Genomic DNA, 25,672 nt, shown 5'->3' with positions numbered 1-25,672 from the left:
CGCTCATAACTCCCCGGACCCTCCGGCTCCCGCCCTAGGCTCCGGAGCCTGGACAGGCGTGGTCGGGGGAGGGGCGAGATGGAGACAGTACCGGCACGGGTACGCGCGTACGTGGCCTGTGTCGCCCTCGGCGCCCTGTGCTGTCTGCTGCCGCTGCCCGCCCTCCGTACGCCCTGGTGGGCGGTGGCCCTGCCGGCCGCGCTGTACGTGGGCTGCGAGCACGTCGTGCGACGGCGTCTCGGCGGCACCTTCTACCCGGTGCTGCTCGCCGGTGCCTTCCTGCTGCCACCGCCGGCCGCCGCGCTCGTACCGCTGCCGGGCGCGCTGCTCGCGCACGTCGAGCAGCGGCCGCAGGCGCTACGCCGGATCTGGCGGGCCGCCGAACTGGCGCTCGCCGTGTGGGCCGCGGGACGGGTCCACTGGGCCCTGGGCGGACGGGACTCCGTCGTGGACTGCGACTTCCCGTACGCGCTGCTGCCGTGCGCGGCGGCGGTCCTGGCGTTCTGCGGGGTTCTCGCCCTGCTGGACGGCGGAATCCTCGCCCTAGCCGAGCGTGTCCCCGTACGACGGGCCTGGCGCGGTCTGCTCTCCCGCTCCCTCGCGCCGATCGGGGTGCACGGACTCGCCGGGCTGATGATGGCCGTCCTCTGGCGCAGCCCCTACGGTCCCGTCGCCGCGTTCCTCGTCCTGCTGCCGATGTGCGTGTCCTGGTGGGTGTTCGCCCAATACCACCGGGAACGGGCCGCCCACCAGGCCACCATCCGCGCCCTCGTCCAGGCCGTCGACATCAAGGACGGCTACACCCGCGGGCACAGCGAACGGGTCGGACAGGCCTCCGTGATGATCGCGCGCGAACTGGGCATGGACGACGAGCGGGTGGAGGTGCTCCGCTTCGCCGGGATCCTGCACGACGTGGGGAAACTGGGCGTCCCGACCCGGCTGCTACGCAAGGACGGCCCGCTCACCCCCGAGGAACGGCGGATCATCGAACTCCATCCCGAGTACGGCCACGAGATGGTGCGCGGGATCTCCTTCCTCGGCGAGGCCCGCGCGGCGATCCTCCACCACCACGAGCGCATCGACGGCAGCGGCTACCCCTACGGTCTGGCCGGCAGTCAGATCCCCGAGTCCGCCCGCGTGGTGGCCGTCGCCGACGCGTTCGACGCGATGACCTCGACGCGCTCGTACAGCAGGGCCCGGCCGGTAGGGGCGGCGGTGGAGGAACTGCGACGGTGCGCGGGCCGGCACTTCGACGCGGAGGCTGTCGACGCCCTGGTCCGGGCGCTGGCCAGGCACGGCTGGCACCCCGCGGTCACCGCCGACGTCCACCCACCCGGCTCGCCCGTCCCCAGCCGGCCGAGCACCGAGCCGCAGAGCATCGGGCCGGGTGCTCCATGACCCCCGGTGACCTGGCGTTCGGCACCAGGCCGAGAGCGGGTCGTGGCCCCGCCGGTCCCCCTGCCGGGCTCCTGTTTCGCTTCCCCCGGGCTCTGTGGTGCATCCGGCTCGCCGCCCTTCTCCTCGCCCTCGGCTGTCTCGCCGGCACCCTCTGGACCGGCCTCGAAGACCGAGGTATCGCCCTCGCCTTCGGCGTACTCGTCGGAGTCGGGGAGTGGGCGCGGTGGACCGGGGCCGAGGTACGGGAGGCCGCGCCGCTCGGGGCCGCCGGAGGGCTCGCCTACGCCCTGCTCGGCGCCGACGCCGGGGTGGCCACGCACGACGGGGCCTTTCAAGTCGTCACCGTCGTGTGCGCGGCCTCGCTGCTCGGCAGCGTGCCCCACATAGCCGGCGGGCGCCGGCCCACACTCGACCATCTCGCCCGCCGTGTGCTCACCGTCGGATTCGCCGCCGTCTGCTTCCAACCCCTCTACAGCAGGGGCGTGTTGGAGCAGTGGGGCGGACCGGCGTACACGCTGCTGCTGGTCGCGCTGCTGGTACTCACCGCGCTGTGCGACGCCGTGCTCGCCGCCGCGCAGGCGCACTCCCGCTCCGGGTGGCCGTTCGGGCCGCTGCTGCGGGACGAGCTGCGCGGGCTGCTCGGCATCGGGTCCGCCGTCTGTGCCACCGGCGCGGTGATGGCGCTGGCCGTCGCCGTCGTCGGCCTCTGGGCGCTGCCCGTCTTCTGTCTGCCCCTCCTCCTCACGCAGCTGTCCCTGCGCCGGTACGCGGCAGTAAGGGCCACCTACCGGCAGACCATCGCCTCCCTCGCCCGTGCCACCGAGATAGCGGGGTACACCCCGGCCGGGCACGCCCGCCGGGTCGCCACGCTGAGCCAGGCCGTCGGGCGTGACCTGGGGCTGTCCGGAGCGGAGCTCACCGTGCTGGAGTACGCGGCGCTCATGCACGACATCGGCCAGCTGAGCCTGCTCGACCCGGTGCCGGCCGGCGCCACGGCCGCACTGCCGCCGGCGGAACAGCGCCGCATAGCCCTGCTCGGCGGGGCCGTCGTAAGACAGACCGGGGTGGACGCGGCGGTCGCCGTGGTCGTGGAGCGCCAGGCCGATCCGTACCGGGAGCAGCCACTGGCCGCACGGATCGTGCGGGTCGTCAACGCGTACGAGGAGAAGGCCCGGGATTCCGGGCCCGGCGGACCGCTGACCGCACTGGAGGAGTTACGGCTGGCCAGTGCGGGGCACTACGCTCCCGAGGTCGTGGAGTCCCTGGCGCGCGTACTGTCCAGGGACTGTCTGACCCTGCGCACGGCTGGGTAACCCATGGGTAATGAGCGGCCCTCCCGTCGTACGTGGTTGGATGCGAGGGAGAGGGTGTCCGGGGGCACAAGCCAGCCCACTGTGCGGAAATGGAACTGGCAGGCGGGAATCGTGAGGATCTTCGGCAAGGGACGGCACCGGCCCTCCGCCTCCTGGCGGCAGGCCACCGACCGCGCGTTCACGCTGATCGGCGACGGCCGATACGAGGACGCGGGCGAACTGCTGACACGTGCCGCCGACCTCGAACCCTGGCTGTCCGAGTCCTGGTTCAACCTCGCCCTGCTGCACAAGTTCCGGCACGACTGGGAGCAGGCGCGGGCGGCCGGGCTGCGGGCGGTGGCCCTGCTGGACCGGGAGACCGGGGCGCCCGACTGGTGGAACGTCGGTATCGCGGCGACCGCGCTGCAGGACTGGCCGCTGGCCCGCCGGGCCTGGCAGGCCTATGGGCTGCGGGTGCCCGGCGGAGCCACCGTGTCCGGTGAGCCGGCCGGAATGGACCTGGGCAGCGCCGCCGTACGGCTGTCCCCGGAGGGCGAGGCCGAAGTGGTGTGGGGGCGGCGGCTGGACCCCGCCCGCATCGAGGTGCAGTCCATTCCGCTGCCGTCGTCCGGGCGGCGCTGGGGCGAGGTCGTGCTGCACGACGGGGTGCCGCACGGCGAGCGGACCACGGCGACCGGGCATGCGTACCCCGTCTTCGACGAGATCGAGCTGTGGGCGCCGTCGCCGGTACCGACCTGGGTGGTGCTGCTGGAGGCGGCTACGGAGGGCGACCGGGACGCCTTGGAGCAGCTGGCCGGGGACGCCGGGTTCGCGGCGGAGGACTGGTCGTCGTCGGTGCGGTTGCTGTGCCGGATGTGCTCCGAGTCACGGATGCCGTCCGACGAGGGCGACGGAGTGCATCTCGATCCCCACGACCACAGTGAGCCTGGGCACCCGGGGCCTTTGGGGCACCGGACGGACGGGCAGCTGTGGGTGCCGGAGCGGGAGTGCGGGGTGGCCGCGCCGGCTTCGCTGGTGAGGGGGTTGCTGGACGGGTGGGTTGCCGACAGCCCTGACTCCAGGGATTGGCGTGACTTGGAAGAGGTCTGCTGAGCGTCGCTCGTCGGGTGCAGGCCGGTGGGAGCTTGTCGCGCAGTTCCCCGCGCCCCTTTGGGGCGCGTCCCTGAACGGGCGGATCCACGTACCCTGTATCAGCAACATTCCCCCCGTTTTACCTAGGAAGGCTTACCTCGGTCATGGCGCAGCAGGACACCGATCAGCAGCACGTGGGCGTGCTCCCCGTGGATGACGAGGGGTTCGTCATCGACACCGAGGGGACCGAGGAGCGCGAGAACGCCTGGCGTGCGCGGGGGACCTCGCGGCCCATCACCGTCGTCGGCAACCCGGTGTTGCACAAGGAGTGCAGGGACGTCACCGAGTTCGGGGACGAGCTGGCGCAGCTGATCGCCGACATGTTCGCCAGCCAGCGGACCGCCGAGGGCGTCGGCCTCGCCGCCAACCAGATCGGCGTCGATCTGAAGGTCTTCGTCTACGACTGCCAGGACGACGAGGGTGCCCGGCACGTGGGTGTCGTCTGCAACCCGAAGCTGGTCGACCTGCCGGCGGACAGGCGGCGGCTGGACGACAGCAACGAGGGGTGTCTGTCGGTGCCCACCGCCTACGCTCCGCTCGCCCGGCCCGACTACGCCGAAGTCACCGGCCAGGACGAGAAGGGCAACCCGATCAAGGTGCGCGGCACCGGCTACTTCGCTCGGTGTTTGCAGCACGAGACGGACCACCTGTACGGCTACCTGTACATCGACCGGCTCTCCAAGCGTGAGCGCAAGGACGCCCTGCGGCAGATGGCCGAGAATGAGCCCCGCTACCCCGTGGTCGCCAACGACTGAGACGGACAGGGGCTGTTGTGACGCCTGGTCGGCGATCGCCCGGCCAGACGTGCGTCATGTCCGGTCGGACTCGTTCGCCTGTCCGTCGTACATTCGAGCCTTTGTGCGCCCCTAGCGATCCCTAATCAGTCACACAAGGGGAGATTCTCGGCACTGTGGGGTAGTGAATGGAGCAAATCCGTTCCCAGAGCAGTCAGTTGTAGGGCTGAATGGGAAGTGCGGGGATACGCAACGGCGCACGCCCGGCACAGCGGGAGGGGTGTGCGTTCCTGGCGGCTGAGAGGGGTTTGTTCGTGCACGCTTTCTCACACAGCACCACATCGACGCCGACGGCGCTCGCGGTTCCACCACAACTCGCCCTGCCCGTGATCGAGGCCGAGTTTCCTCGGCAGCTGCATCCGTATTGGCCACGGCTCCAGGAGAACACCCGCCTCTGGCTGCTGGAAAAGCGGCTGATGCCGGCGGACAAGGTACAGGAATATGCCGACGGCCTTTGCTACACCGACCTCATGGCCGGGTACTACCTGGGCGCGCCGGACGAGGTGATCCAGGCGATATGCGACTACAGCGCATGGTTCTTCGTCTGGGACGACCGCCACGACCGTGACGTCGTGCACGGCCGCGCGGCCGACTGGCGGCGGCTGAGGTTCCGTTTACACTCGGCCCTCGATGCCCCACTGCACCATCTGCACCACCCGGACACCCTGGTCGCGGGGTTCGCGGACAGTGTGGCTCGGTTGTACTCGTTCCTGCCGGGGACCTGGAACCAGCGGTTCGCCCAGCACTTCCACGAGGTGATCGAGGCGTACGACCGCGAGTACCGCAACCGCACCACGGGATACATCCCGGAGGCCGAGGAATACCTCGCCCTGCGGCGCCTCACCTTCGCCCACTGGATATGGACGGACCTCCTTGAGCCGAGCGCCGGAACCGAACTCCCGGACGCCGTGCGCAAGAATCCGGCATACCGCCGCCCGGCGCTGCTCAGCCAGGAATTCGCCGCCTGGTACAACGACCTCTGCTCGCTGCCCAAGGAAATAGCAGGCAATGAGGTGCACAATCTAGGAATCAGTCTCGTCACCCATGAGGGTATGAGTCTGGAACAGGCAATCGAAGAGGTCAGGCGACGCGTCGAGGAATGCATTAGTGAATTCCTGGCCGCCGAGCGGACCGCTCATCGATTCGCCGAACAGCTCGACGACGGCACCGTGCGCGGAAAGGAAATCGGTGCCGCGGTCCTGGCCTGTGTCGCCAATATGCGGAACTGGTTCAGTTCCGTCTACTGGTTCCACCACGAATCCGGCCGTTACATGGTCGACAGCTGGGACGACCGGTCCACGCCCCCGTACGTCAACAACGAAGCGGCAGGTGAGAAATGACCGTCGAGTCCGTGAAGCCCGTGACCGCAGAGGCTTCCGACCACAGTGAACTGCGCGAACCGCCCCTCGCCGGCGGCGGTGTCCCGATGCTCGGCCACGGCTGGCAACTCGCCCGCGACCCGCTGGCCTTCATGTCCCGGCTGCGCGCCCACGGCGACATGGTGCGCCTGCGCCTCGGCCCCAAGGAGGTGTACGCCGTCACCACCCCGGCGCTCACCGGGGCCCTCGCCCTCAACCCCGACTTCATCATCGCCGGCCCGCTGTGGGAGTCCCTGGAGGGACTGCTCGGCAAGGAGGGCGTGGCCACCGCCAACGGCCCCCGCCACCGCCGCCAGCGCCGCACCATCCAGCCCGCGTTCAACCTCTCCGCGATCCCCGACTACGGGCCGATCATGGAGGAGGAGGCACACGCGCTGACCGAACGCTGGCAGCCCGGCGACACCGTCGACTGCACCTCGGAGTCCTTCCGGGTCGCCGTCCGCATCGCCGCCCGCTGTCTGCTGCGCGGTGAGTACATGGACGAGCGCGCGGAGCGGCTGAGCGTCGACCTCGCGAGTGTCTTCCGCGGTATGTACCGCCGGATGGTCATACCACTCGGCCCGCTGTACCGGCTGCCGTTGCCGGCCAACCGCGAATTCAACCGGGCGCTGGCCGATCTGCACCTCCTCGTCGACGAGATCGTCGCCGAACGCCGGGCATCTGGTCGAAAGCCGGACGATTTGCTGACGGCATTGCTGGCGGCGAAGGAGGACAATGGCGACCCCATCGGGGAACAGGAGATCCACGACCAGGTCGTCGCGATACTCACCCCCGGAAGCGAAACTGTCGCGTCCACGATCATGTGGCTCCTCCAGGTGCTCACCGAACACCCCGAACACGCCGAGAAGGTACGGACCGAGGTCGAATCCGTGACAGGAGGTCGACCGGTTGGATTCGAGCACGTTCGGCGGCTCACGCACACCAACAATGTCGTCGTCGAGGCGATGCGTTTGCGGCCAGCCGTATGGATATTGACGCGGCGCGCCAAGGCCGACACCGAGCTCGGTGGCTACCGCATTCCGGCGGGGGCCGACATCGTCTACAGCCCCTACGCCATCCAGCGCGACGCCCGCTCGTACGCCGCACACCTCGACTTCGACCCGGACCGCTGGCTGCCGGAGCGGGCCCAGGAGGTGCCGAAGTATGCCATGAGCCCCTTCAGCGTCGGCAACCGCAAGTGCCCCAGCGACCACTTCTCCATGACCCAACTCAGCCTGATCACAGCCGCGTTGTGTGCCAGGTACCGCTTCCAGCAGGCCCCGGGATCCAACGGCGCCACCCGGGTGGGCATCACCCTGCGGCCGCAGCGGCTGCTGCTCACGCCCGTGCCCTGGTGACCTACGGACCGGCCGGGGGTGACTCCTGATACCGGCGCGCGCTCAGGCGGCCTGCGGGCCCCGGAACGCGCGCCGGTAGGCGTTCGGCGTGGTGCCCAGTTCCTTCACGAACTGGTGCCGCAGCGCGGCCGCCGTACCGAAGCCGGTGCGGCCCGCGATGGCGTCCATCGTCTCGTCCGTCGCCTCCAGCAACTCCTGGGCCAGCAAAACCCGTTGCCGCAGGATCCAGCGGTACGGGGTGGTGCCGCTCTCCTGCTGGAAGCGGCGGGCGAAGGTGCGCGGGGCCATCAGGGCGCGGGCGGCCAGCTGCTCGACGGTGACCTCCTCGTCGAGGTGCTCCGCCATCCAGGCCAGCACCTCGCCGACCGTGTCGCAGGGGCCCTCCGGCAGCGGGCGCTCGATGTACTGCGCCTGGCCGCCGTCCCGGTGCGGGGGCACCACCATCCGCCGGGCGATCTTCTTGGCGACCTCGGGGCCCTGCTCCTTGCGGACGATGTGCAGACAGGCGTCGATGCCGGCCGCGGTGCCCGCCGAGGTGATCACCGGGTCCTCGTCGACGTAGAGCACGTCCGGCTCGACCCGGGTGCGCGGGAAGCGGCGGGCCAGCAGCTGTGCGTGCCGCCAGTGCACGGCACACCGGCGCCCGTCCAGCAGCCCGGCCGCGCCCAGGACGAAGACGCCGGAGCAGACGCTGAGCACCCGGGCGCCCCGGTCCACCGCCCGGCGCAGCGCGTCGAGCAGCTCGGGCGGGTAGGCCCGGTCGACATTGGCGTCGGAGGCCGGCACCGCGATCAGATCGGCCTCGTCCAGCCGGTCCAGACCGTACGGCGTGGAGACCGTCAGGCCCGGCACATGGGTGCCGAGCGCCGGTCCCTCCGCCGAGACCACGGCGAAGTCGTACACCGGCAGCCCCTCGTCGGAGCGGTCGAGGCCGAAGACCTCGCAGACCACCCCGAGCTCGAAGGGGTGCACACCGTCCAGGAGCACCGCGGCCACGTTCGTCAGCATGCTGCCAGTGTGCCTCGCCTTCGGCAGGAATTCGAGGGTGTATGGCAGTGCTGCCACTCACGGTAAGGAGCATCCGGCGCGACAGTGGTGTCCATGAACGGAAACCAGATCGAAGGTCTTGTCGGAATGGCCCTGGTCCTCGGGATCCTGGTCCTCATGGTCCTCCCGTCCGTGTTCGGCATCCTGCGCGACAGGCGCATCGACCGGCAGATCAGGGAGGCCCATGAGGACCGCGGGGAGCACGAGCCTCAGAAGGCTCAGAAGTCTTCGTCCAGGTCGACGGTGCCCTCCACCGCCACCTGGTACGCGGACGGGCGCCGCTCGAAGAAGTTCGTCAGCTCCTGAACGCCCTGGAGCTCCATGAAGGAGAACGGGTTCTCCGAGCCGTACACCGGCGCGAAGCCCAGGCGGTCCAGCCGCTGGTCGGCGACGCACTCCAGGTACTGGCGCATCGAGTCGGTGTTCATGCCGGGCAGGCCGTCACCGCACAGGTCACGGGCGAACTGCAGCTCGGCCTCGACGGCCTCCCGCAGCATGTCGGTGACCTGCTGCCGGAGTGCATCGTCGAAAAGTTCCGGCTCTTCCTTGCGGACCGTGTCGACCACGTCGAACGCGAAGCTCATGTGCATCGTCTCGTCGCGGAACACCCAGTTGGTGCCCGTGGCGAGACCGTGCAGCAGGCCCCGGCTGCGGAACCAGTAGACGTACGCGAAGGCGCCGTAGAAGAACAGGCCCTCGATGCACGCGGCGAAGCAGATCAGGTTGAGCAGGAAGCGGCGCCGGTCGGCCTTGGACTCCAGGCGGTCCAGGTTCTCCACCGAGTCCATCCACCTGAAGCAGAACTCGGCCTTCTCGCGGATGGAGGGGATGTTCTCGACGGCGGCGAACGCGGCCGTCCGGTCTTCCGGGTCGGGGAGGTAGGTGTCCAGCAGGGTCAGGTAGAACTGGACGTGGACGGCCTCCTCGAACAGCTGCCGGCTCAGATACAACCGCGCCTCGGGGGAGTTGATGTGCTTGTACAGCGTCAGCACCAGGTTGTTCGCCACGATCGAGTCGCCGGTCGCGAAGAAGGCGACGAGCCGGCCGATCAGGTGCTGCTCGGACGGAGTCAGCTTCGCGAGGTCGGCGACGTCCGAGTGGAGGTCGACCTCCTCGACGGTCCAGGTGTTCTTGATGGCGTCCCGGTAGCGCTCGTAGAAGTCCGGGTAGCGCATGGGACGCAGAGTCAGCTCGAAGCCCGGGTCGAGCAGGTTTTTGTTCTGGCTGGTCATTACTGGCAGGCCTCGCAGGACTCGGGGTTTTCCAGGGAGCAGGCGACCGCGCCTTCGGGTGCCGTCTGCTGAACGGGGACGGTGGGCTGGGCCTGGGCGGCACGGGCGATTCGGGTCGCCGGGCGTGAGCGCAGGTAGTACGTCGTCTTCAGGCCCGACTTCCAGGCGTACGCGTACATCGAGGAGAGCTTGCCGATGGTCGGCGTCTCCAGGAAGAGGTTCAGGGACTGGGCCTGGTCCAGGTACGGCGTCCGGGCGGCGGCCATGTCGATCAGACCGCGCTGCGGGATCTCCCACGCCGTGCGGTACAGCGCCCGTACGTCCGCCGGGATCCACCCGAAGTCCTGCACCGAGCCGTTGGCCTCGCGCAGCGCCTCGCGGGTGCGGGCGTCCCAGACGCCCAGATTCTTGAGCTCCTGCACCAGATAGGAGTTGACCTGGAGGAACTCGCCGGACAGCGTCTCGCGCTTGAAGAGGTTGGAGACCTGCGGCTCGATGCACTCGTAGACACCGGCGATGGACGCGATGGTGGCCGTCGGCGCGATGGCGAGGAGGAGGCTGTTGCGCAGGCCGGTCTTCGCGATCCGCGCGCGCAGCGCCGCCCAGCGCTCCGGCCAGCTGAACTCGACGCCGTAGTGGTCGGGGTGCAGCACACCCCGTGCGGTACGGGTCTTCTCCCAGGCCGGCAGCGGGCCGCCGCGCTCGGCGAGATCGGCGGAGGCCTCGTACGCGGCGAGCATGATCCGCTCGGCGATCCGGGTGGAGAGCGCCTTCGCCTCGGGGGAGTCGAAGGGCAGCCGCAGCTTGAAGAAGACGTCCTGGAGACCCATCGCGCCCAGACCGACCGGCCGCCACCTGGCATTCGACCGGCCCGCCTGCCCGGTCGGGTAGAAGTTGATGTCGACGACCCGGTCGAGGAAGGTGACGGCGGTGCGGACGGTCGCGTCCAGCCGCTCCCAGTCGATGTCGCCCGTGGCCGTGTCGACGAACGCGCCGAGGTTCACCGAACCCAGGTTGCAGACCGCCGTCTCCCCGTCGTCCGTGACCTCCAGGATCTCGGTGCAGAGGTTGGAGGAGTGGATGACATGGCCGGCGGTGGCCGTCTGGTTCGCGGTCCGGTTGGCCGCGTCCTTGAAGGTCATCCAGCCGTTGCCGGTCTGCGCGAGGGTGCGCATCATCCGGCCGTACAGGTCACGCGCGGGGATGGTCTTGCGCGCGAGGCCCTTTTCCTCTGCCGCGCGGTACGCCGCGTCGAACTCGTCGCCCCACAGATCCACCAGCTCGGGCACGTCGGCGGGGGAGAAGAGCGACCACTGCCCGTCGGCGTTCACCCGGCGCATGAACTCGTCCGGGACCCAGTGCGCGAGGTTGAGGTTGTGCGTACGGCGGGCGTCCTCGCCGGTGTTGTCGCGCAGTTCCAGGAACTCCTCGATGTCGGAGTGCCAGGTCTCCAGGTAGACCGCGGCCGCGCCCTTGCGCCGGCCGCCCTGGTTCACCGCGGCGACCGAGGCGTCGAGGGTCTTCAGGAACGGCACGATGCCGTTGGAATGCCCGTTGGTGCCGCGGATGAGCGAACCGCGGGAGCGGATCCGGCTGTACGAGAGCCCGATGCCGCCGGCGTGCTTCGAGAGCCGGGCGACCTGGTGGTAGCGGTCGTAGATGGAGTCCAGCTCGTCCTTCGGGGAGTCGAGGAGGTAGCAGGACGACATCTGGGGGTGCCGGGTGCCGGAGTTGAAGAGGGTGGGGGAGGAGGGGAGGTAGTCGAGGCGGCTCATGAGCCCGTAGAGCGCGGCGACTTCGTCCAGCGCGCGACCGGTGGCGTCCTCGGCGAGACCGGCGGCGACCCGGAGCATGAAGTGCTGGGGGGTCTCGATGACCTTGCGGGTGATCGGGTGCCGGAGCAGGTAACGGCTGTGGAGCGTGCGCAGGCCGAAGTAGCCGAAGCGGTCGTCGGCGTCCGGGTCGGCCAGGGCGTCGAGGCGGGCCGCGTGCAGCCGCGCGAACTCGGCGGTGCGGTCGGCGATGAGGCCCTCGCGGTGGCCGACGGCGACGGACTCGGTGAAGGACGTCACGCCCTGCGAGGCGGCCTCGGCGCGGATCGAGATCGTCAGCAGCCGGGCGGCGAGCCGGGAGTAGGCGGGGTCCTCGGAGATGAGGCCGGCGGCCGCCTCGGTGGCCAGCTCGCGCAACTCCGCCTCGTCGGCCCGCGCGGACCGGCCGCGCAGCGCGGCGGCGGCGACCCGGCCGGGATCGGCGTCGGGGAGGTCGGCGGTCAGCCCGGTCAGGGTCCGCAGCAACGAGGTGCCGGGACCGTCCTCGTCCACGGAGATGGTGGCTGAAGCCGGTTCGGCTGGCGCGATGGTCACGTGGGGCTCTCCCTCGCTCGGCACGGGGCCTGGCGGAGGGCAGGAGGCAGCACACGAGCGCACGCACGCGTGTCGCGTCTCCGGCCCACTCCACGAGGCCCGGACGTCAGAACACCCGGGCCGGACGGCCGGGCGTGCTGTCGGCAGGTCCTCGGACTGACGCTTGGGCACAGATGTGCGCAAGTACACCGTTGCGGGACAGTTCCGGATTCGCACCGGATTCCCCTGCGGCGACAGCGAGCATGAGCATACATCTAGTGCCGGGTCGTCGTGTCACCCCCACATGTTGTGTCGCGCTAGTGTCGCAGCGTCAACTCATAGGTGAGCAGAGTGATGTCGTCCAGCTCCGGCAGGGGATTCCAGTCGCGGCCGGGTGTGCGGACGAAGCCCAGGCGCTCGTAGATCCGATGGGCGGCGTGCATGGTGCGCTGAGTCGACAGAACGACCTTTTCGCAGCCGTCGAGGGCCCGTGCGCGGTCGACGCAGGCGCGGACGAGTGCCTCGCCGGCGCCGTGGCCGCGAGCGGCTCGGCCGACGGCGAGCATTCTGATCTCCGCCTCTTCGGGGGCGGCGATGTCGGCCATGGGGCCGGGACCGGGGACGAAGGTCACTCCGCCGAGGAGGGTGTCGCCGTTCACGGCTACGAGGACCTCCGCCGCGGCGGCCCGCTTGGCCACATCGCGCAGTTCGCCGAGGTAGGTGTCGCTCTCCCCGAAGTCGAGGAGGTTGTCCTGGAGGTAGGCCTGGGCCGTGATCTCGCCGAGGGGTTCGTATTCGGTGGGGTGAGCTTCGCGGATGTGGATGGTCATGGGGGTGAGTGTGGGGGAAGAGAAGCGGGCCGCCGAGAGGATTTCTCTCGGCGGCCCGCTGCGGCCTCGTCGTGGCTGGTCGCGCGCACGCGGCGGAGCCGCATACTGATACAGCCACGCGCCTCTTCGGGGCGCGTTCTAGTGGCCGCCTCCCACGACAGCCGGCGGGAGATCGACCTTGACGCCCGGGTCGCCCGAGTCCGCCGTGTAGTCCTCCGCCTTCGTCTCGTCGACGCCCTCCGGGGCCTTCAGCGCCTTCAAGGCGAACGTCATGACCACCGTCACCAGCACGTTCAGCACGAACGCCGTCATGCCGATGTAGCCGATCTCGCCGATGCCCGGGATCTCCTTGGCCGAGCCGCCGAAGTGCTTCTGGGTGGGGGAGGCCACCCCGTACGCCGCGACCGTGCCGTAGACCATGCCGACCGCCCAGCCCGCCAGCAGGGCCCAGCGGTGGAACCAGCGGGTGAACAGGCCGCCCACGAGGGCCGGGAAGGTCTGCAGGATCCAGATGCCGCCCAGGAGCTGGAAGTTGATGGCGACCGTCTTGTCCATCGTGAGGACGAAGATCAGCGCGCCGACCTTCACCAGCAGGGACACGATCTTGGAGACCTGGGCCTCCTGTTTGGGTGTGGCGTCCGGCTTGATGAAGTCCCGGTAGATGTTGCGGGTGAAGAGGTTCGCGGCCGCGATGGACATGATGGCCGCCGGGACCAGGGCGCCGATGCCGATCGCCGCGAAGGCCACGCCCGCGAACCAGTCCGGGAACATGTTCTCGAACAGCTGGGGGATCGCCAGCTGGCCGTTGGTGACCTTGATGCCGGCCGCGATGGCCATGAAGCCGAGCAGCGCGAGCAGGCCCAGCATCAGGGAGTACAGCGGCAGGATCGTGGTGTTGCGGCGGATCACCTCACGGCTTCTGGAGGAGAGCGTCGCGGTGATCGAGTGCGGGTACATGAACAGGGCGAGCGCGGAGCCCAACGCCAGTGTGGCGTACGTCCACTGGCCCGCCTCCGGTGGGGCCAGCGCACCGCGCGGTTTGCCGGTCGCCGGGCTGACCTGGGCGAACGCGTCGCCCGCCTTGGCGAAGATGTCGTCGAAGCCACCCAGCTTGATCGGGATGTAGATGATCGCCACCGTGATGACGAGGTAGATCAGCCCGTCCTTCACGAACGCGATCAGGGCGGGCGCCCGCAGACCGGAGGAGTAGGTGTAGGCCGCCAGGACGGCGAAGGCGATCAGCAGCGGGAGGTCCTTCACGAACCAGTTGGTGCCGTCACTGCCGCCGACGCCCATGACGTCCAGCACGGCCTGGATGCCGACGAGCTGGAGCGCGATGTAGGGCATCGTCGCCAGGATGCCGGTCAGGGCGACGGCGAGCGAGAGGCCCTTGGAGCCGAAGCGGCCGCGCACGAAGTCCGAGGTCGTCACATAGCCGTGCTTGTGGGAGACCGACCACAGGCGGGGCAGGAACGTGAAGACCAGAGGGTAGACGAGGATCGTGTACGGCACCGCGAAGAAGCCGGCCGCGCCCGCCGCGTATATCGCCGCCGGTACGGCGACGAAGGTGTACGCCGTGTAGAGGTCGCCGCCGAGCAGGAACCAGGTGACCCAGGTGCCGAACGACCGGCCTCCCAGGCCCCATTCGTCGAGGGAGTGCTCGTTCTCGGCCTTGCGCCAGCGCGCGGCCAGGAAACCCATGACCGTGACGGCCAGGAAGAAGAAGATGAAGACGCCGAGCGCGACGCCGTTCACACCGTCCTTCACTTCTGCGCACCCCCACTCTTGCTCTCTGCCTTGCGGGCGCGCTGGTCACGCTGCCACAGCTGGTACGCGAGCATCGTGAGCGCGGTGGATATCAGCACCCACAGCATCTGGTACCAGTAGAAGAACGGGATCCCGATGAACGCCGGGTCGGTCTTGGCGTAGGAGCCCACCCACAGCAGCGCCACGAAGGGCGCGACGAGGCAGACGGCGATGATCACGCGTACCGGTGTCACCACCGGGTGCCTCAATTCAGATACATCCGACATACCGCGGCTCCGTCCCCTCACCGTTCACCTGTGTAATGCGCAGGCAATCTAGGTCACGGTGTCACCGGAGCGGAAGTAGCCGTCCGTCTATCGGTACGCCGATTCCGTGAAGGGCGGTCCGGGTCAGTCCTGCGGACGCTTGAGGCGGGCCACGAACTTGTAGCGGTCGCCGCGGTAGACCGAGCGCACCCACTCCACCGGCTGGCCCTCGCGGTCCAGGGAGTGCCGGGAGAGCATCAGCATCGGCAGGCCCACGTCGGTGCCGAGCAGGCCGGCCTCGCGCGGGGTGGCCAGCGAGGTCTCGATGGTCTCCTCGGCCTCGGCGAGATGGACGTCGTACACCTCGGCGAGGGCGGTGTAGAGGGACGTGTACTTGACCAGGGAGCGGCGCAGGGCCGGGAAGCGCTTGGCGCTCAGATGGGTGGTCTCTATGGCCATGGGCTCGCCGTTGGCCATGCGCAGCCGCTCGATGCGCAGCACGCGCCCGCCTGCGGTGATGTCGAGCAGGCCGGCGAGCCGGTCGTCGGCGGTGATGTAGCCGATGTCCAGCAGCTGCGAGGTCGGCTCCAGGCCCTGGGCGCGCATGTCCTCGGTGTACGAGGTGAGCTGGAGCGCCTGGGAGACCTTCGGCTTGGCGACGAAGGTGCCCTTGCCCTGGATGCGTTCCAGGCGACCCTCGACGACCAGTTCCTGGAGGGCCTGGCGGACGGTGGTGCGGGAGGTGTCGAACTCGGCCGCCAGCGTGCGCTCAGGCGGGACCGGGGTGCCGGGCGTCTGTGTCTCCGTGATTTCGAGGAGATGTTTCTTCAGGCGGTAGTACTTGGGCACACGCGCGGTACGGACGGCTGTCCCGCTCTCGTTCTCCGCACTGCTGACGTCGGTGCTCATGCTCCGCCTTCCCGGCTCCTGATCCGGCCACCTCGTGGCACGGCAGCGTACCGGGAGTTCCCCGGCACGCTGCGTGATCTCCTCTGTATACCGCCGCGGGCCCTTTTGGTCTAGTCCACCACTGGAGTGGTCTACCGGAATTGTCTCGTCCGCGCCCCAGGTTTTCGAGGGCTTCTTACTTAAAGGTTCCTGCATATATAGGTCGCATAACGGCTGGTCGGAGCCCATTCGGCCCCCCTTGACAGGCCTGCTGGTCTGGGCCAGGCTTCCCGCACTGGTCTACACCATTGGTCCAGGTCCCGGCCCAACGCTCGCGCGGGGAGGCAGGGGGGTTTGTGGCATCCCTGAGGAGGGTGGCGTGAAGCGCAAGCTGATAGCCGCGATTGGTATCGCGGGCATGGTCGTCTCCATCGCGGCGTGTGGCAATGGCAAGAACGACAACAAGGCGCAGGGGGCGGACGCCAAGGAGCTGACCGTCTGGCTCACCGTGGACGCCCAGAACAACTGGCCCGACCTGGTGAAGGCCGCCGACGCGGCCGTGCAGAAGAAGCACCCCGGCATCAAGATCAAGCACGAGTACTACGGCTGGCCGGACAAGAACACCAAGCTGGACGCCGTCCTCGCCACGGACAAGGCCCCCGACGTGGTCGAGATGGGCAACACCGAGATGCTCAGCTACATGGTCAAGGGCGCCTTCGCCCCCGTCGAGACCTCCCAGTTCACCAACTCCGGCCAGTGGCTCGACGGCCTCAAGGCCTCGGTGACCTACGACGGCAAGACCTACGGCGTGCCGTACTACGCCGGTGGCCGCGTCGCCAACTGGCGCAAGGACATCGCCACCTCGGCCGGCGTCAAGACCACGCCGAAGACCTACACCGAGCTGACCGCCGACCTGGACAAGATCCAGAAGAAGGAAGGCGACAAGTTCAGCTCCTGGTACCAGCCCACCCGCGACTGGTACGCGGCCATGTCCTTCGTCTACGACGCCGGCGGCTCCATCGCCGCCGAGTCCGGCGGCCAGTGGAAGGGCAACCTCTCCTCGCCCGAGTCCCTCAAGGGCCTCACCGACTTCAAGAACGTCATCGACAAGTACATGCACGGTGACAAGACCAAGGACGAGTCCGACCGGTACATCGTCTACGGCCAGGGCAAGTCGGCCATGATCTTCGGTGCCGCCTGGGAGGGCGCGACCTCGGCCGACCCGAAGAACGACAAGACGGGCGGCAAGCTCAAGGACAACCTCGTCAACTTCGTGATGCCCGGCCCGTCCGGCAAGAACATGCCGGTCTTCCTGGGCGGCTCGGACCTCGCCGTCCCGGTGAAGTCCAAGGCGCAGGGCGTCGCCGCCGAGTGGATCAACGCGTTCACCGGTCCGTCCGGCCAGAAGGGCCTGATGGCCAAGGGCAACCTGCCCAACAACAAGACCGACCTCGCGACCCTGAAGAACGACCCGGCGACGGCCGTTCCGGCCACCGCTGCCGAGTCCAACTGGTTCGTCCCGATGGCGCCGGGCTGGGGCCAGGTCGAGAAGGCGCAGGTCCTGCAGACCATGCTGCAGAACATCGGCACGGGCAAGCAGACGGTCGAGGCGGCGGCGAAGGCGGCGGACGCGGCGATCGACAAGGTCATCAACAAGGCGTAGTGGCTGCGACCGGGCCTGGCCGACGGGGGTCGGGTCCGGCCGGTGCTTGAAGTCGGAACGTGCCGCGACGGGTTGCTGGGTTGGTGCCGGTGCGTTGTGGCTGGTCGCGCACACGCGGCGGTAGACGCATATCGATACCGCCCCGCGCCCCCGAAGGGGCGCGTCGATGCCGGCCTCTCTTCATCTGCTTAGGAGCTCGCGATGAGTGCCGCTGATACCACCACACCCGCCAAGGTGCCGCCGCAGCGGCAGGCGCCACCCCCGGGCACCCAGGCCAGACCACCCGCGAACCGGCGATCCGGCGGGCCGGGCGCCCCCTGGCTGCTGCTCGCGCCCTGCCTCGCGATTCTCGGGCTCGTACTCGGCTATCCCCTCTACCGGCTGGTCGCCCTCTCCTTCCAGGAGTTCGGGCAGTCCCAGCTGTGGGGGTTCAAGCCGGCCGACTGGGTCGGGTTCGGGAACTTCTCCCATGTGCTGGGCGACACCGAGTTCTGGCAGGTCGTGCTGCGCACGATCGTCTTCACGGTCGGCTGTGTGGTCTTCACCATGGTCGTCGGCATGCTCATCGCCCTGCTGCTGCAGCGGGTGTCCGGCTGGGTGAAGACACTGGTCAACATCGCGCTGGTGGCCAGTTGGGGCATGCCGGTCATCGTCGCCACCACGCTCTTCAAGTGGCTCTTCGACTCCGACTACGGCATCCTCAACGCCCTGCTCAGCAAGATCCCCGGGGTCGAGCTGATCGGCCACAACTGGTTCGCCAGCGGGCCCGAGGGACTCGCGGTGATCATGCTCCTGGTGGTCTGGGGAGCGGTGCCCTTCGTGGTCATCACGCTGAGCGCCGGTCTCACCCAGGTCCCTGCGGAGCTGGCGGAGGCCGCCCGCCTCGACGGCGCGGGCGCCTGGGGCGTCTTCCGTTATGTCACGCTCCCCATCCTCAAGCCGATCATCGTGATGCTCACGACCCTCTCGGTCATCTGGGACATGGGTGTCTTCCCGCAGGTCTTCGTGATGCGCGGCGGCCACCCCGAGCCCGAGTTCCAGCTGCTGACCACCTACTCCTACGACCGCGCCTTCGTGGTCAACGACTACGGACAGGGCTCCGCGATCGCCCTGCTCACCGTGCTCCTCCTGCTCGGTGTCGTCGCCGTGTACATGCGCCAGATGCTGAAGATCGGAGAGGTCGAATGAGCACCGCAGCCGCCCGCAGGGGACCCCGCCTCGGCTGGAACCTCCTCGGCCTCCTGGTCTTCGTCACCGTCGGCTTCCCCGTCTACTGGATGCTGAACACGGCGTTCAAGCCGGCGAAGGACGCGATCAACCCGGATCCGAGCCTGCTGCCCACGGGTCTGACCCTGTCCAACTTCCGCCGCGCCCTGGACATCGGCGACTTCTGGGGCTCGGTGGGCCGCAGCCTGATCGTCTCCCTGTCCGTCGTCGTGATCGGCATGGCCATCGGCCTGCTGGCCGCCCTGGCCATCTCCCGGTTCGCCTTCCGCGGCCGCAGGATCGTGATCGTCGGCATCCTCGCGGTCCAGATGGTCCCGCTGGTCGCGATGATCATCCCCGTCTTCCTGCTCCTGAACGACCTGGGGCAGTACGACAAGCTAACCGGCCTGATCATCACCTATCTGACCTTCATCCTCCCGTTCACGGTGTGGACCATGCGCGGCTTCATCGTCAACATCCCGAAGGAGCTGGAGGAGGCCGCGATGGTCGACGGCTGCTCCCGCACCGGGGCCTTCGTGCGGGTGGTCTTCCCGCTGCTGGCCCCGGGCCTGGTCGCCACCTCGGTCTACGCCTTCATCCAGGCCTGGAACGAGTACATCTACGCCCTCATGCTGCTCAGCCAGGAGCACCAGACCGCGACCGTCTGGCTCGCCAACTTCACCACCAAGCACGGCACCGAATACGCCCCGATGATGGCCGGCTCCACGATGATGGCCGTGCCGATCGTCGTCCTGTTCCTCCTCGTCCAGCGCAAGATGGCCGCGGGCCTGACCGCGGGCGCCGTGAAGGGATAACGCCACCCGATGACGACACTCGCCAGCGGCACCACCGCGTCCGATCCGAAGGACGGGCTGACCCGCGACGCGCTGACGGTCCTCCAGCCCGGCTTCGCCGGCACCACCGCCCCCGACTGGCTGCTGCGCCGGCTCGGCGAAGGCCTCGCCTCCGTGGGTGTGTTCGGCCGCAACGTCGCCTCGCCCGAGCAACTCGCCGCTCTCACCGCCCAGTTGCGCGCCGAACGGGACGACGTCCTGGTGGCGATCGACGAGGAGGCAGGTGACGTCACCCGCCTCGAGGTGCGCACCGGCTCCTCATTCCCCGGCAACCACGCCCTCGGCGCCGTCGACGACGTGGAGCTGACCAGGGAGGTCGCCCTCGAACTGGGCCGTCGCCTCGCGGCCTGCGGGGTGAACTTCAACTGGGCCCCGTCCGCCGACGTCAACTCCGACCCGGCCAACCCGGTCATCGGCGTCCGCTCCTTCGGCGCCGACCCCGACCTGGTCGCCCGCCACACGGCGGCCTATGTCACCGGCCTCCAGGCGGCCGGGGTGGCGGCCTGCACCAAGCACTTCCCGGGCCACGGCGACACGGCCGTCGACTCCCACCTCGCCGTGCCCCGCATCGACGCGACCGCCGACGTCCTGCACGCCCGCGAGCTGGCCCCCTTCCGCGCGGCCATCGCCGCCGGCACCCGCGCCGTGATGAGCGCGCACATCCTGGTGCCGGCCCTGGACCCGGCCCGGCCCGGCACGTTGTCCCGCACGATCCTCACCGATCTCCTCCGCGGCGAACTCGGCTACGACGGCCTGATCGTCACCGACGGGATGGATATGCAGGCCATCTCCGCGACCTACGGCATCGAACACGGCACCGTCCTGGCCATCGCCGCCGGAGCCGACGCGATCTGCGTGGGCGGCGGCCCCTCGGACGAGGAGACGGTACGACGGCTGTGCGACGCCCTGGTCGCGGCGGTCCACTCCGGCGAACTCCCCGAGGAACGCCTGGCGGAGGCGGCTGACCGGGTACGGTCAGTGGCCCGCTGGACGTCGGCGACCTCGGCTCCGGACCCGACCTCGCAGTTCACCGACATCGGCCTGGTGGCGGCCCGCCGCGCACTCGATGTGACGCGCGTCGACTCCTACCCGCCGCTGACCTCGGCCCCCTTCGTGGCCGCGTTCACCCCGGTGGCCAATATCGCGGTCGGCACGGAGACACCCTGGGGGGTGGCGGCGGAACTGTCCCGCCGGCTGCCCGGCACGGAGGCGGCCGGCTTCACCGGCGACCACGCAGGCCAGGACGCCCTGTCGGCAGCGGGCGACCGCAGGATCGTGGCAGTGGTCCGAGACGAACACCGCCACCCCTGGATGACAACGGCCCTGGACACCCTGCTCAACTCCCGCCCCGACACGATCGTGGTGGAGATGGGCGTACCCCAGGCCCCACCCAGAGGCGCCCTGTACATAGCGACACACGGCGCGGCGAAGGTCTGCGGCACGGCAGCGGCGGAGGTCATGGCGCCCCGTTAGGGGCGCGGGGCTGTATCGATGTGCGGCTCCGCCGCGCGGGCGCGAGCAACCCACCACGACGGTCAGCCCGAACCGAACCGTACCCGGCAGGTGAAGCCGCTAAATCCCCTGCCACTCCGGCTTGTTGGCGAACGTGTGCCGAAAATAGTCCGCGAGCTTCAGCTTCGAGGCGGCGGCCTCGTCCACCACCACCGTCGCATGCGGGTGCAACTGCAGTGCCGACGCGGGACACACCGCGGCGACCGGCCCCTCCACGGTCGCCGCCACCGCGTCGGCCTTCCCCTCACCCGTCGCGAGCAGCACCAGATGCCGCGCCTCCAGGATCGTCCCGATCCCCTGGGTGATCACATGGTGCGGCACCTGCGAGATGTCCCCGTCGAAGAACCGCGCGTTGTCGACCCGGGTCTGCTCGGTGAGCGTCTTGATCCGCGTCCGTGAGGCCAGCGACGAGCACGGCTCGTTGAAACCGATGTGCCCGTCGGTCCCGATCCCGAGCAGCTGGAGATCCACACCGCCTGCCTGTGCCAGCGCCGCGTCGTACGCCTCGCAGGCGGCCTGTACGTCCTCGGCCGCGCCGTCGGGGCCGAGGAACGCGTCCATCCCGATGCCGAGCGGCTCCAGCACCTCCCGCCGCAGCACCGACCGGTACGACTCCGGATGCTCGGCCGGCAGCCCCACGTATTCGTCGAGCTGGGCTATGCGCGCCCGGGAGGTGTCCACGGCACCGGAACGCACCTTGGCCGTGAGCGCCTGGTAGATGGGCAGCGGGGTCGAGCCCGTGGCCACCCCGAGCAGCGCGTCGGGCTTACGGCGGAGCAGCTGGGCCATGGCCTCGGCGATCAGCTCGCCACCCGCGGCGGCGTCCGGAACGATGACAACTTCCACGCTGGGCCTGCCGTTCTGTCTATGTGGTTTAGACCAATCCGATGGGACCAATCTAACAGAACCAGCCCCCGTCATCGCTGGGAGCGGGCGCAGAAAAAGGGACAAGTGCGAGGTTACGCGAATACATCAGAGCGGGTGAATCAGGGAAATTCGGACCAGTGGGCCGGGGCTTCGGAAATTGCCGCGCCCATCCGGCCCCACAACCTCCGCCAGCGGGCTACGCTGCGAGCGCATCAACTGTGAACAGTCTCCAACGCATAGACACACACCATGGTCTAGTCCACAATTGCGTACGAGCGCTGAAGCAGTACGGCAGGGCCGTACGGCACAGTCGCACTCTTCCGTCTTCCCCGCACAGGAAGACGGACCGAGGAACCGGAGCTCTCTGCCCTGACTGCCCCGGCTCCTCACCTTCGGCCGACCGGGACCGCACACCCCACGGCCGTTGCTGCTCCGGGCTGCGGTGCCGGGAGGGTTGAGGGTCCCTCTCAGGCGCCGCGGCCCGCGGGTGTTTTCAAGCTGCTTTTAGGCCATGAACAGACCCGCGGGTACGCTCGCAGACGTGCCCTCCATGAACGAACTGGTCCGCCAGCACACCGCCCTCGACGACTCCGACCTCGAGTGGCTCCATCTGCTGGTCTCGGAGTGGCAGCTGCTCTCCGACCTCTCCTTCGCCGACCTGGTCCTGTGGGTCCCCACCCACGACGGCACCCGGTATGTCTCGGTGGCCCAGATGCGCCCCAACACCGGCCCCACCTCCTACCACGACGACATGGTCGGCCACCTCGTCCCGCGCGGCCGCCGCCCCATGCTGGACATCGCCCTGGACGAGGGCCGGATCGTCCGCGAGGGTGACCCGGAGTGGCGCGAGGAGGTCCCCGTACGGGTCGAGTCCATCCCGGTACGGCGCGAGGGCCGGGTCCTCGGGGTCATCGCCCGCAACACCAACCTGCTGACCGTGCGCACCCCGAGCCGGCTGGAGCTGACCTACCTCCAGAGCGCCTCCGATCTCGCGCAGATGATCGCTGCCGGATCGTTTCCCTTCCCCGACCAGCAGGTCGACATGGACGCCTCACCGCGCGTCGGCGACGGCCTGATCCGGCTGGACGCGGACGGCATCGTCCAGTACGCCTCGCCGAACGCCCTATCCGCCTACCACCGCCTCGGCCTCGCCGCCGACCTGCTCGGCCACCATCTGGGGCAGACCACGGCCGAACTCGCCCCGACCCGGGGGCCGGTGGACGAGGCGCTCGCCAAGGTCGCCAGCGGCTGGGCACCGCGCGAGTTCGAGATCGAGTCCAACGACGGTGTGATCCAGTTCCGGGCGATCCCGCTCAAACCCAAGGGCACCCGCATCGGTTCCCTGGTACTGCTCCGGGACGTCACCGAACTCCGCCGTCGCGAACGCGAGTTGATCACCAAGGACGCGACCATCCGGGAGATCCACCACCGGGTGAAGAACAACCTCCAGACGGTCGCCGCGCTGTTGCGCCTGCAGGCCCGCCGGATCGAGTCCGAGCGCGGCCGGGAGGCCCTGGAGGAGGCCGTACGACGGGTCGGCTCGATCGCGATCGTGCATGAGACGCTGTCTCAGAACCTGGACGAGCGCGTGGAGTTCGACGAGATCGCCGACCGGGTGCTCGCGATGGTCGCCGAGATCTCGCCGGGCAAGGTCACCGGCCGGCGTACCGGACGCTTCGGCATACTCGACGCCGAGGTGGCGACCCCGCTGTCGATGGTCCTCACCGAGATCCTGCAGAACGCCCTCGAACACGGCTTCCGCGAGGGGGACACCGGCACCGTCGAGGTCACGGCGGTCCGCGGCGGCACCACCAAGGAGGCCCGCCTCCTGGTCACCGTCCAGGACGACGGCGTCGGCCTGCCCGAGGGCTTCGATCCGCACCGCTCCGGCAACCTCGGTCTTCAGATCGTACGGACGCTGGTTGAGGGCGAGTTGGGCGGCACGTTCGACATGGTGCCGGCGCCGGAGCGGGGGACCCGGGTGATCCTCGACGTTCCGGTGAAGCCGCAGAAGTAGCTCGGACCGGGGGCGCCGGGGACAGCAAAGAGCCCCGGACCTGGTGAGTCCGGGGCTGCTCGCTCGTTGCTGCTCGTTCTATGGGAGCATCGGGGGTACTGCGCGCTGCGGCTCGGGGGCGGGAGATGCGTACTCGCTGTACGCGCCGCCAAGCTCAGGCTGAGCGGGGTGGGTTGGGGTTGCGTCAGGCGGAGGCCTGACGAGCCCGGTTGCGGGCGGCACGGCGCTTCATCGCGCGACGCTCGTCCTCGCTGAGGCCACCCCAGACGCCGGAGTCCTGACCGGACTCGAGCGCCCACTGCAGACACTGGTCCATAACGGGACAGCGACGGCAGACGGCCTTGGCTTCCTCGATCTGCAGCAGCGCAGGACCGGTGTTGCCGATGGGGAAGAAGAGCTCGGGGTCTTCCTCGCGGCAAACGGCGTTGTGACGCCAGTCCATGGCTGCTACCTCTCCTTGGTATTACATACATGCTGCTTGTGAATGTGAACGCTTTCACGAATCCCTCAACAAGTGAAGGGCCGACCGCCAGGTTCCCTGGCAGAGGTCCTGTGAGTTGAAGGGGATTCCGGCGATCAGCGGACGCCAATCTTGCGGGCTGTCCCGACCGCCACGTAGAGACTCGCAAACCTCAGCGACGGATACAACCCTTTCCGGAAAGTTTTTTTTGATTCCTCGGTGTCGACTGGGTCACAGCCGTACTTCCATGGGGTGGATCCTGGCCTAAACGTTCGAGTGAAAGGACTTTGGACCGTTCCGCTCACACAATCACACGCAGTGCGCGGCGTACGCCTGTGAACGTCACGCTCGTACGCAGTCCTAGGTGGTCTCCGTCCATCTGAAGGGGGAGGGGGACCTTCGAATGCAAGGTGAACTGGTCCAGGTCGTGCAGGGACACCGCGTGCTTGCCATGGGGTCCGCGCTCGGGGGACGAATTGAGCAACTGTGTGCCATACCGGGCAACAGCGGCGGTCGACAGACGGCTGAGACCGAGTACGTCGATGCCCTTGTCGAACGAGGCCTTAGGTGACGTGTACATCGGGCGATTGCCGAGATACGTCCAGGGCGACGTGTTCGAGACTATCGCCACGACCAGATCGTGGATCGGGTCGGCACCCGGCCGCTCCAGCGTGATCGTGCCGTGCCGGCGGTGCCGCTCACCGAAGAACTGCCGGGCGACCTGTCGTACGTACAGCGCGTGCGTCGACTTCCTGCCGAGCTCGCGCTGTTGCTCGACCCGGCCGACCACGCCGGCGTCGAAGCCGAGCCCCGCGTTGAAGGTGAACCAGCGGGCCGGGACCGCCTCGTCCGCGGTGCCGGGTGTGCCGGCGGTCAGGCCGAGGCCGACGATCCGCTCCTGTTTCTCGCGCAGCGCGTCCAGCAGGGCGCCGGTGGCCTCGACCGGGTCGTTGGGCAGGCCCAGCGCGCGCGCGAAGACATTGGTGGAACCACCTGGGACCACGGCGAGACCGGGCAGCCGGTCCAGGTCGGGGCCGGCGAACAGAAGTCCGTTGACCACCTCGTTGACCGTGCCGTCGCCGCCGAGCGCCACGACGAGGTCGATGTCGTCGCTCTCCGCCGCATGCCGGCCCAGGTCGCGGGCGTGGCCGCGGTACTCGGTGGTGACCGCCTCCAGCTTCACTTCGCTCGCCAGCGCGTGGATCAGGACATCGCGCCTACGTGCGCTTGTGGTGGTTGCTGCCGGATTGACCACGAGAAGTGCACGCATGGATTGCAGCGTACCTACTCGAAAGTACCGGGCCCAGGCCGTGTTAGGGATCCGGTAAGAGAAAGGGGCGTGAGTCTGCACACGTGTCCCTGCGGGGTGTGGGCCGACGTTTTCGGG

The 25,672-nt window shown here is 69.0% G+C and carries 22 protein-coding genes and 1 riboswitch; of the genes, 12 read left to right on the top strand and 10 right to left on the bottom strand.

All coding sequences use genetic code 11. From position 1 onward, the window contains the following. The first annotated feature begins 78 nt into the window (after positions 1–78). The 6 genes from ABZ396_RS01280 to ABZ396_RS01255 all read left to right on the top strand — a co-directional run bounded on the left by ABZ396_RS01280 (position 79) and on the right by ABZ396_RS01255 (position 7,352). Positions 79–1,398 carry an HD-GYP domain-containing protein gene (locus tag ABZ396_RS01280; protein ID WP_358919207.1) on the top strand — a complete coding sequence of 440 codons (1,320 nt, stop codon included), beginning with the start codon at positions 79–81 and terminating at the stop codon, positions 1,396–1,398. Next, positions 1,395–2,711 (top strand): HD domain-containing protein, encoded by a 1,317-nt coding sequence (locus ABZ396_RS01275; protein WP_358919206.1) that lies wholly within the window; start codon positions 1,395–1,397, stop codon positions 2,709–2,711. Before ABZ396_RS01280 ends, ABZ396_RS01275 begins: the two co-directional genes overlap by 4 nt. A 111-nt stretch (positions 2,712–2,822) precedes the next feature. Further along, positions 2,823–3,803, top strand: coding sequence for a hypothetical protein (locus ABZ396_RS01270; protein WP_358919204.1), 981 nt, complete (start codon positions 2,823–2,825; stop codon positions 3,801–3,803). Between the two features lie 143 nt (positions 3,804–3,946). Then, the gene (gene def, locus ABZ396_RS01265; protein ID WP_358919202.1) at positions 3,947–4,597 is read left to right on the top strand and encodes a peptide deformylase; all 651 of its coding nucleotides are present in this window, start codon (positions 3,947–3,949) and stop codon (positions 4,595–4,597) included. A gap of 293 nt (positions 4,598–4,890) precedes the next feature. After that, a complete protein-coding gene (cyc1, locus tag ABZ396_RS01260) occupies positions 4,891–5,976 on the top strand; it encodes an epi-isozizaene synthase (protein ID WP_358919200.1) in 1,086 nt (361 codons plus the stop codon). Continuing rightward, positions 5,973–7,352, top strand: a complete 1,380-nt coding sequence (locus ABZ396_RS01255) for a cytochrome P450 (protein ID WP_358919198.1) — start codon at positions 5,973–5,975, stop codon at positions 7,350–7,352. The genes cyc1 and ABZ396_RS01255 overlap by 4 nt, the downstream gene beginning before the upstream one ends. Before the next feature lie 42 nt (positions 7,353–7,394). On the opposite strand, the gene ABZ396_RS01250 is transcribed toward ABZ396_RS01255, so the two are convergent. Further along, positions 7,395–8,360: a helix-turn-helix domain-containing protein gene (locus tag ABZ396_RS01250; protein WP_358919196.1), complete on the bottom strand. Its 966-nt coding sequence runs from the start codon at positions 8,358–8,360 to the stop codon at positions 7,395–7,397. 93 nt (positions 8,361–8,453) lie between these two features. Here ABZ396_RS01250 and ABZ396_RS01245 point away from each other — a divergent pair, with 93 nt between their 5' ends. Next, positions 8,454–8,705, top strand: a complete 252-nt coding sequence (locus ABZ396_RS01245) for a hypothetical protein (protein WP_358919194.1) — start codon at positions 8,454–8,456, stop codon at positions 8,703–8,705. Here ABZ396_RS01245 and ABZ396_RS01240 read toward each other — a convergent pair. The 6 genes from ABZ396_RS01240 to ABZ396_RS01215 all read right to left on the bottom strand — a co-directional run bounded on the left by ABZ396_RS01240 (position 8,618) and on the right by ABZ396_RS01215 (position 15,727). Then, positions 8,618–9,631 (bottom strand): ribonucleotide-diphosphate reductase subunit beta, encoded by a 1,014-nt coding sequence (locus ABZ396_RS01240; RefSeq protein WP_358919192.1) that lies wholly within the window; start codon positions 9,629–9,631, stop codon positions 8,618–8,620. The two genes, ABZ396_RS01245 and ABZ396_RS01240, sit on opposite strands and share 88 nt — an antisense overlap. Then, the gene (locus tag ABZ396_RS01235) at positions 9,631–11,997 is read right to left on the bottom strand and encodes a ribonucleoside-diphosphate reductase subunit alpha (RefSeq protein ID WP_358919190.1); all 2,367 of its coding nucleotides are present in this window, start codon (positions 11,995–11,997) and stop codon (positions 9,631–9,633) included. Before ABZ396_RS01235 ends, ABZ396_RS01240 begins: the two co-directional genes overlap by 1 nt. A 146-nt stretch (positions 11,998–12,143) precedes the next feature. After that, positions 12,144–12,222, bottom strand: a riboswitch (cobalamin riboswitch). 71 nt (positions 12,223–12,293) lie between these two features. Then, the gene (locus ABZ396_RS01230; RefSeq protein WP_358919188.1) at positions 12,294–12,806 is read right to left on the bottom strand and encodes a GNAT family N-acetyltransferase; all 513 of its coding nucleotides are present in this window, start codon (positions 12,804–12,806) and stop codon (positions 12,294–12,296) included. 138 nt (positions 12,807–12,944) lie between these two features. Next, positions 12,945–14,573, bottom strand: coding sequence for a monocarboxylate uptake permease MctP (gene mctP, locus ABZ396_RS01225; RefSeq protein ID WP_358919186.1), 1,629 nt, complete (start codon positions 14,571–14,573; stop codon positions 12,945–12,947). Beyond that, a complete protein-coding gene (locus ABZ396_RS01220) occupies positions 14,570–14,839 on the bottom strand; it encodes a DUF3311 domain-containing protein (protein ID WP_358919185.1) in 270 nt (89 codons plus the stop codon). Before ABZ396_RS01220 ends, mctP begins: the two co-directional genes overlap by 4 nt. Positions 14,840–14,962: 123 nt before the next feature. Continuing rightward, entirely contained in the window at positions 14,963–15,727 is a 765-nt protein-coding gene (locus ABZ396_RS01215; protein ID WP_358919183.1) for a GntR family transcriptional regulator, read from the bottom strand. Between the two features lie 358 nt (positions 15,728–16,085). On the opposite strand from ABZ396_RS01215, the gene ABZ396_RS01210 reads away from it, so the two are divergent. The 4 genes from ABZ396_RS01210 (at position 16,086) to ABZ396_RS01195 (ending at position 20,902) form a co-directional block, all read left to right on the top strand. Next, positions 16,086–17,369, top strand: coding sequence for an extracellular solute-binding protein (locus tag ABZ396_RS01210; protein ID WP_358919181.1), 1,284 nt, complete (start codon positions 16,086–16,088; stop codon positions 17,367–17,369). 201 nt (positions 17,370–17,570) lie between these two features. Then, the gene (locus ABZ396_RS01205; protein ID WP_358919179.1) at positions 17,571–18,557 is read left to right on the top strand and encodes a sugar ABC transporter permease; all 987 of its coding nucleotides are present in this window, start codon (positions 17,571–17,573) and stop codon (positions 18,555–18,557) included. Next, complete coding sequence (locus tag ABZ396_RS01200; protein WP_358919177.1) at positions 18,554–19,390, top strand: carbohydrate ABC transporter permease; 837 nt, start codon at positions 18,554–18,556, stop codon at positions 19,388–19,390. Before ABZ396_RS01205 ends, ABZ396_RS01200 begins: the two co-directional genes overlap by 4 nt. 9 nt (positions 19,391–19,399) lie before the next feature. Next, a complete protein-coding gene (locus ABZ396_RS01195) occupies positions 19,400–20,902 on the top strand; it encodes a glycoside hydrolase family 3 protein (protein WP_358919175.1) in 1,503 nt (500 codons plus the stop codon). Positions 20,903–21,001: 99 nt separating this feature from the next. On the opposite strand, the gene nagB is transcribed toward ABZ396_RS01195, so the two are convergent. Continuing rightward, entirely contained in the window at positions 21,002–21,787 is a 786-nt protein-coding gene (gene nagB / locus ABZ396_RS01190) for a glucosamine-6-phosphate deaminase (protein ID WP_358919173.1), read from the bottom strand. 571 nt (positions 21,788–22,358) lie between these two features. On the opposite strand from nagB, the gene ABZ396_RS01185 reads away from it, so the two are divergent. Beyond that, the gene (locus ABZ396_RS01185; protein ID WP_358919287.1) at positions 22,359–23,825 is read left to right on the top strand and encodes a PAS domain-containing sensor histidine kinase; all 1,467 of its coding nucleotides are present in this window, start codon (positions 22,359–22,361) and stop codon (positions 23,823–23,825) included. A 184-nt stretch (positions 23,826–24,009) separates the two neighbouring features. Here ABZ396_RS01185 and ABZ396_RS01180 read toward each other — a convergent pair whose 3' ends face one another. Together ABZ396_RS01180 and ABZ396_RS01175 are read right to left on the bottom strand one after the other, a co-directional pair. Next, on the bottom strand, positions 24,010–24,267 hold the full coding sequence (locus ABZ396_RS01180; RefSeq protein ID WP_006142322.1) for a WhiB family transcriptional regulator: 258 nt from the start codon (positions 24,265–24,267) through the stop codon (positions 24,010–24,012). 319 nt (positions 24,268–24,586) lie between these two features. After that, entirely contained in the window at positions 24,587–25,555 is a 969-nt protein-coding gene (locus ABZ396_RS01175) for a diacylglycerol kinase family protein (protein ID WP_358919171.1), read from the bottom strand. Between the last annotated feature and the right edge of the window lie 117 nt (positions 25,556–25,672).

It is taken from the genome of Streptomyces sp. NPDC005866, from assembly GCF_040629895.1.
Taxonomy (GTDB): Bacteria; Actinomycetota; Actinomycetes; order Streptomycetales; family Streptomycetaceae; genus Streptomyces.
The sequence above is the reverse complement of the archived record's forward strand: the minus strand, read 5'-3'. Positions and strand labels throughout refer to the sequence as shown.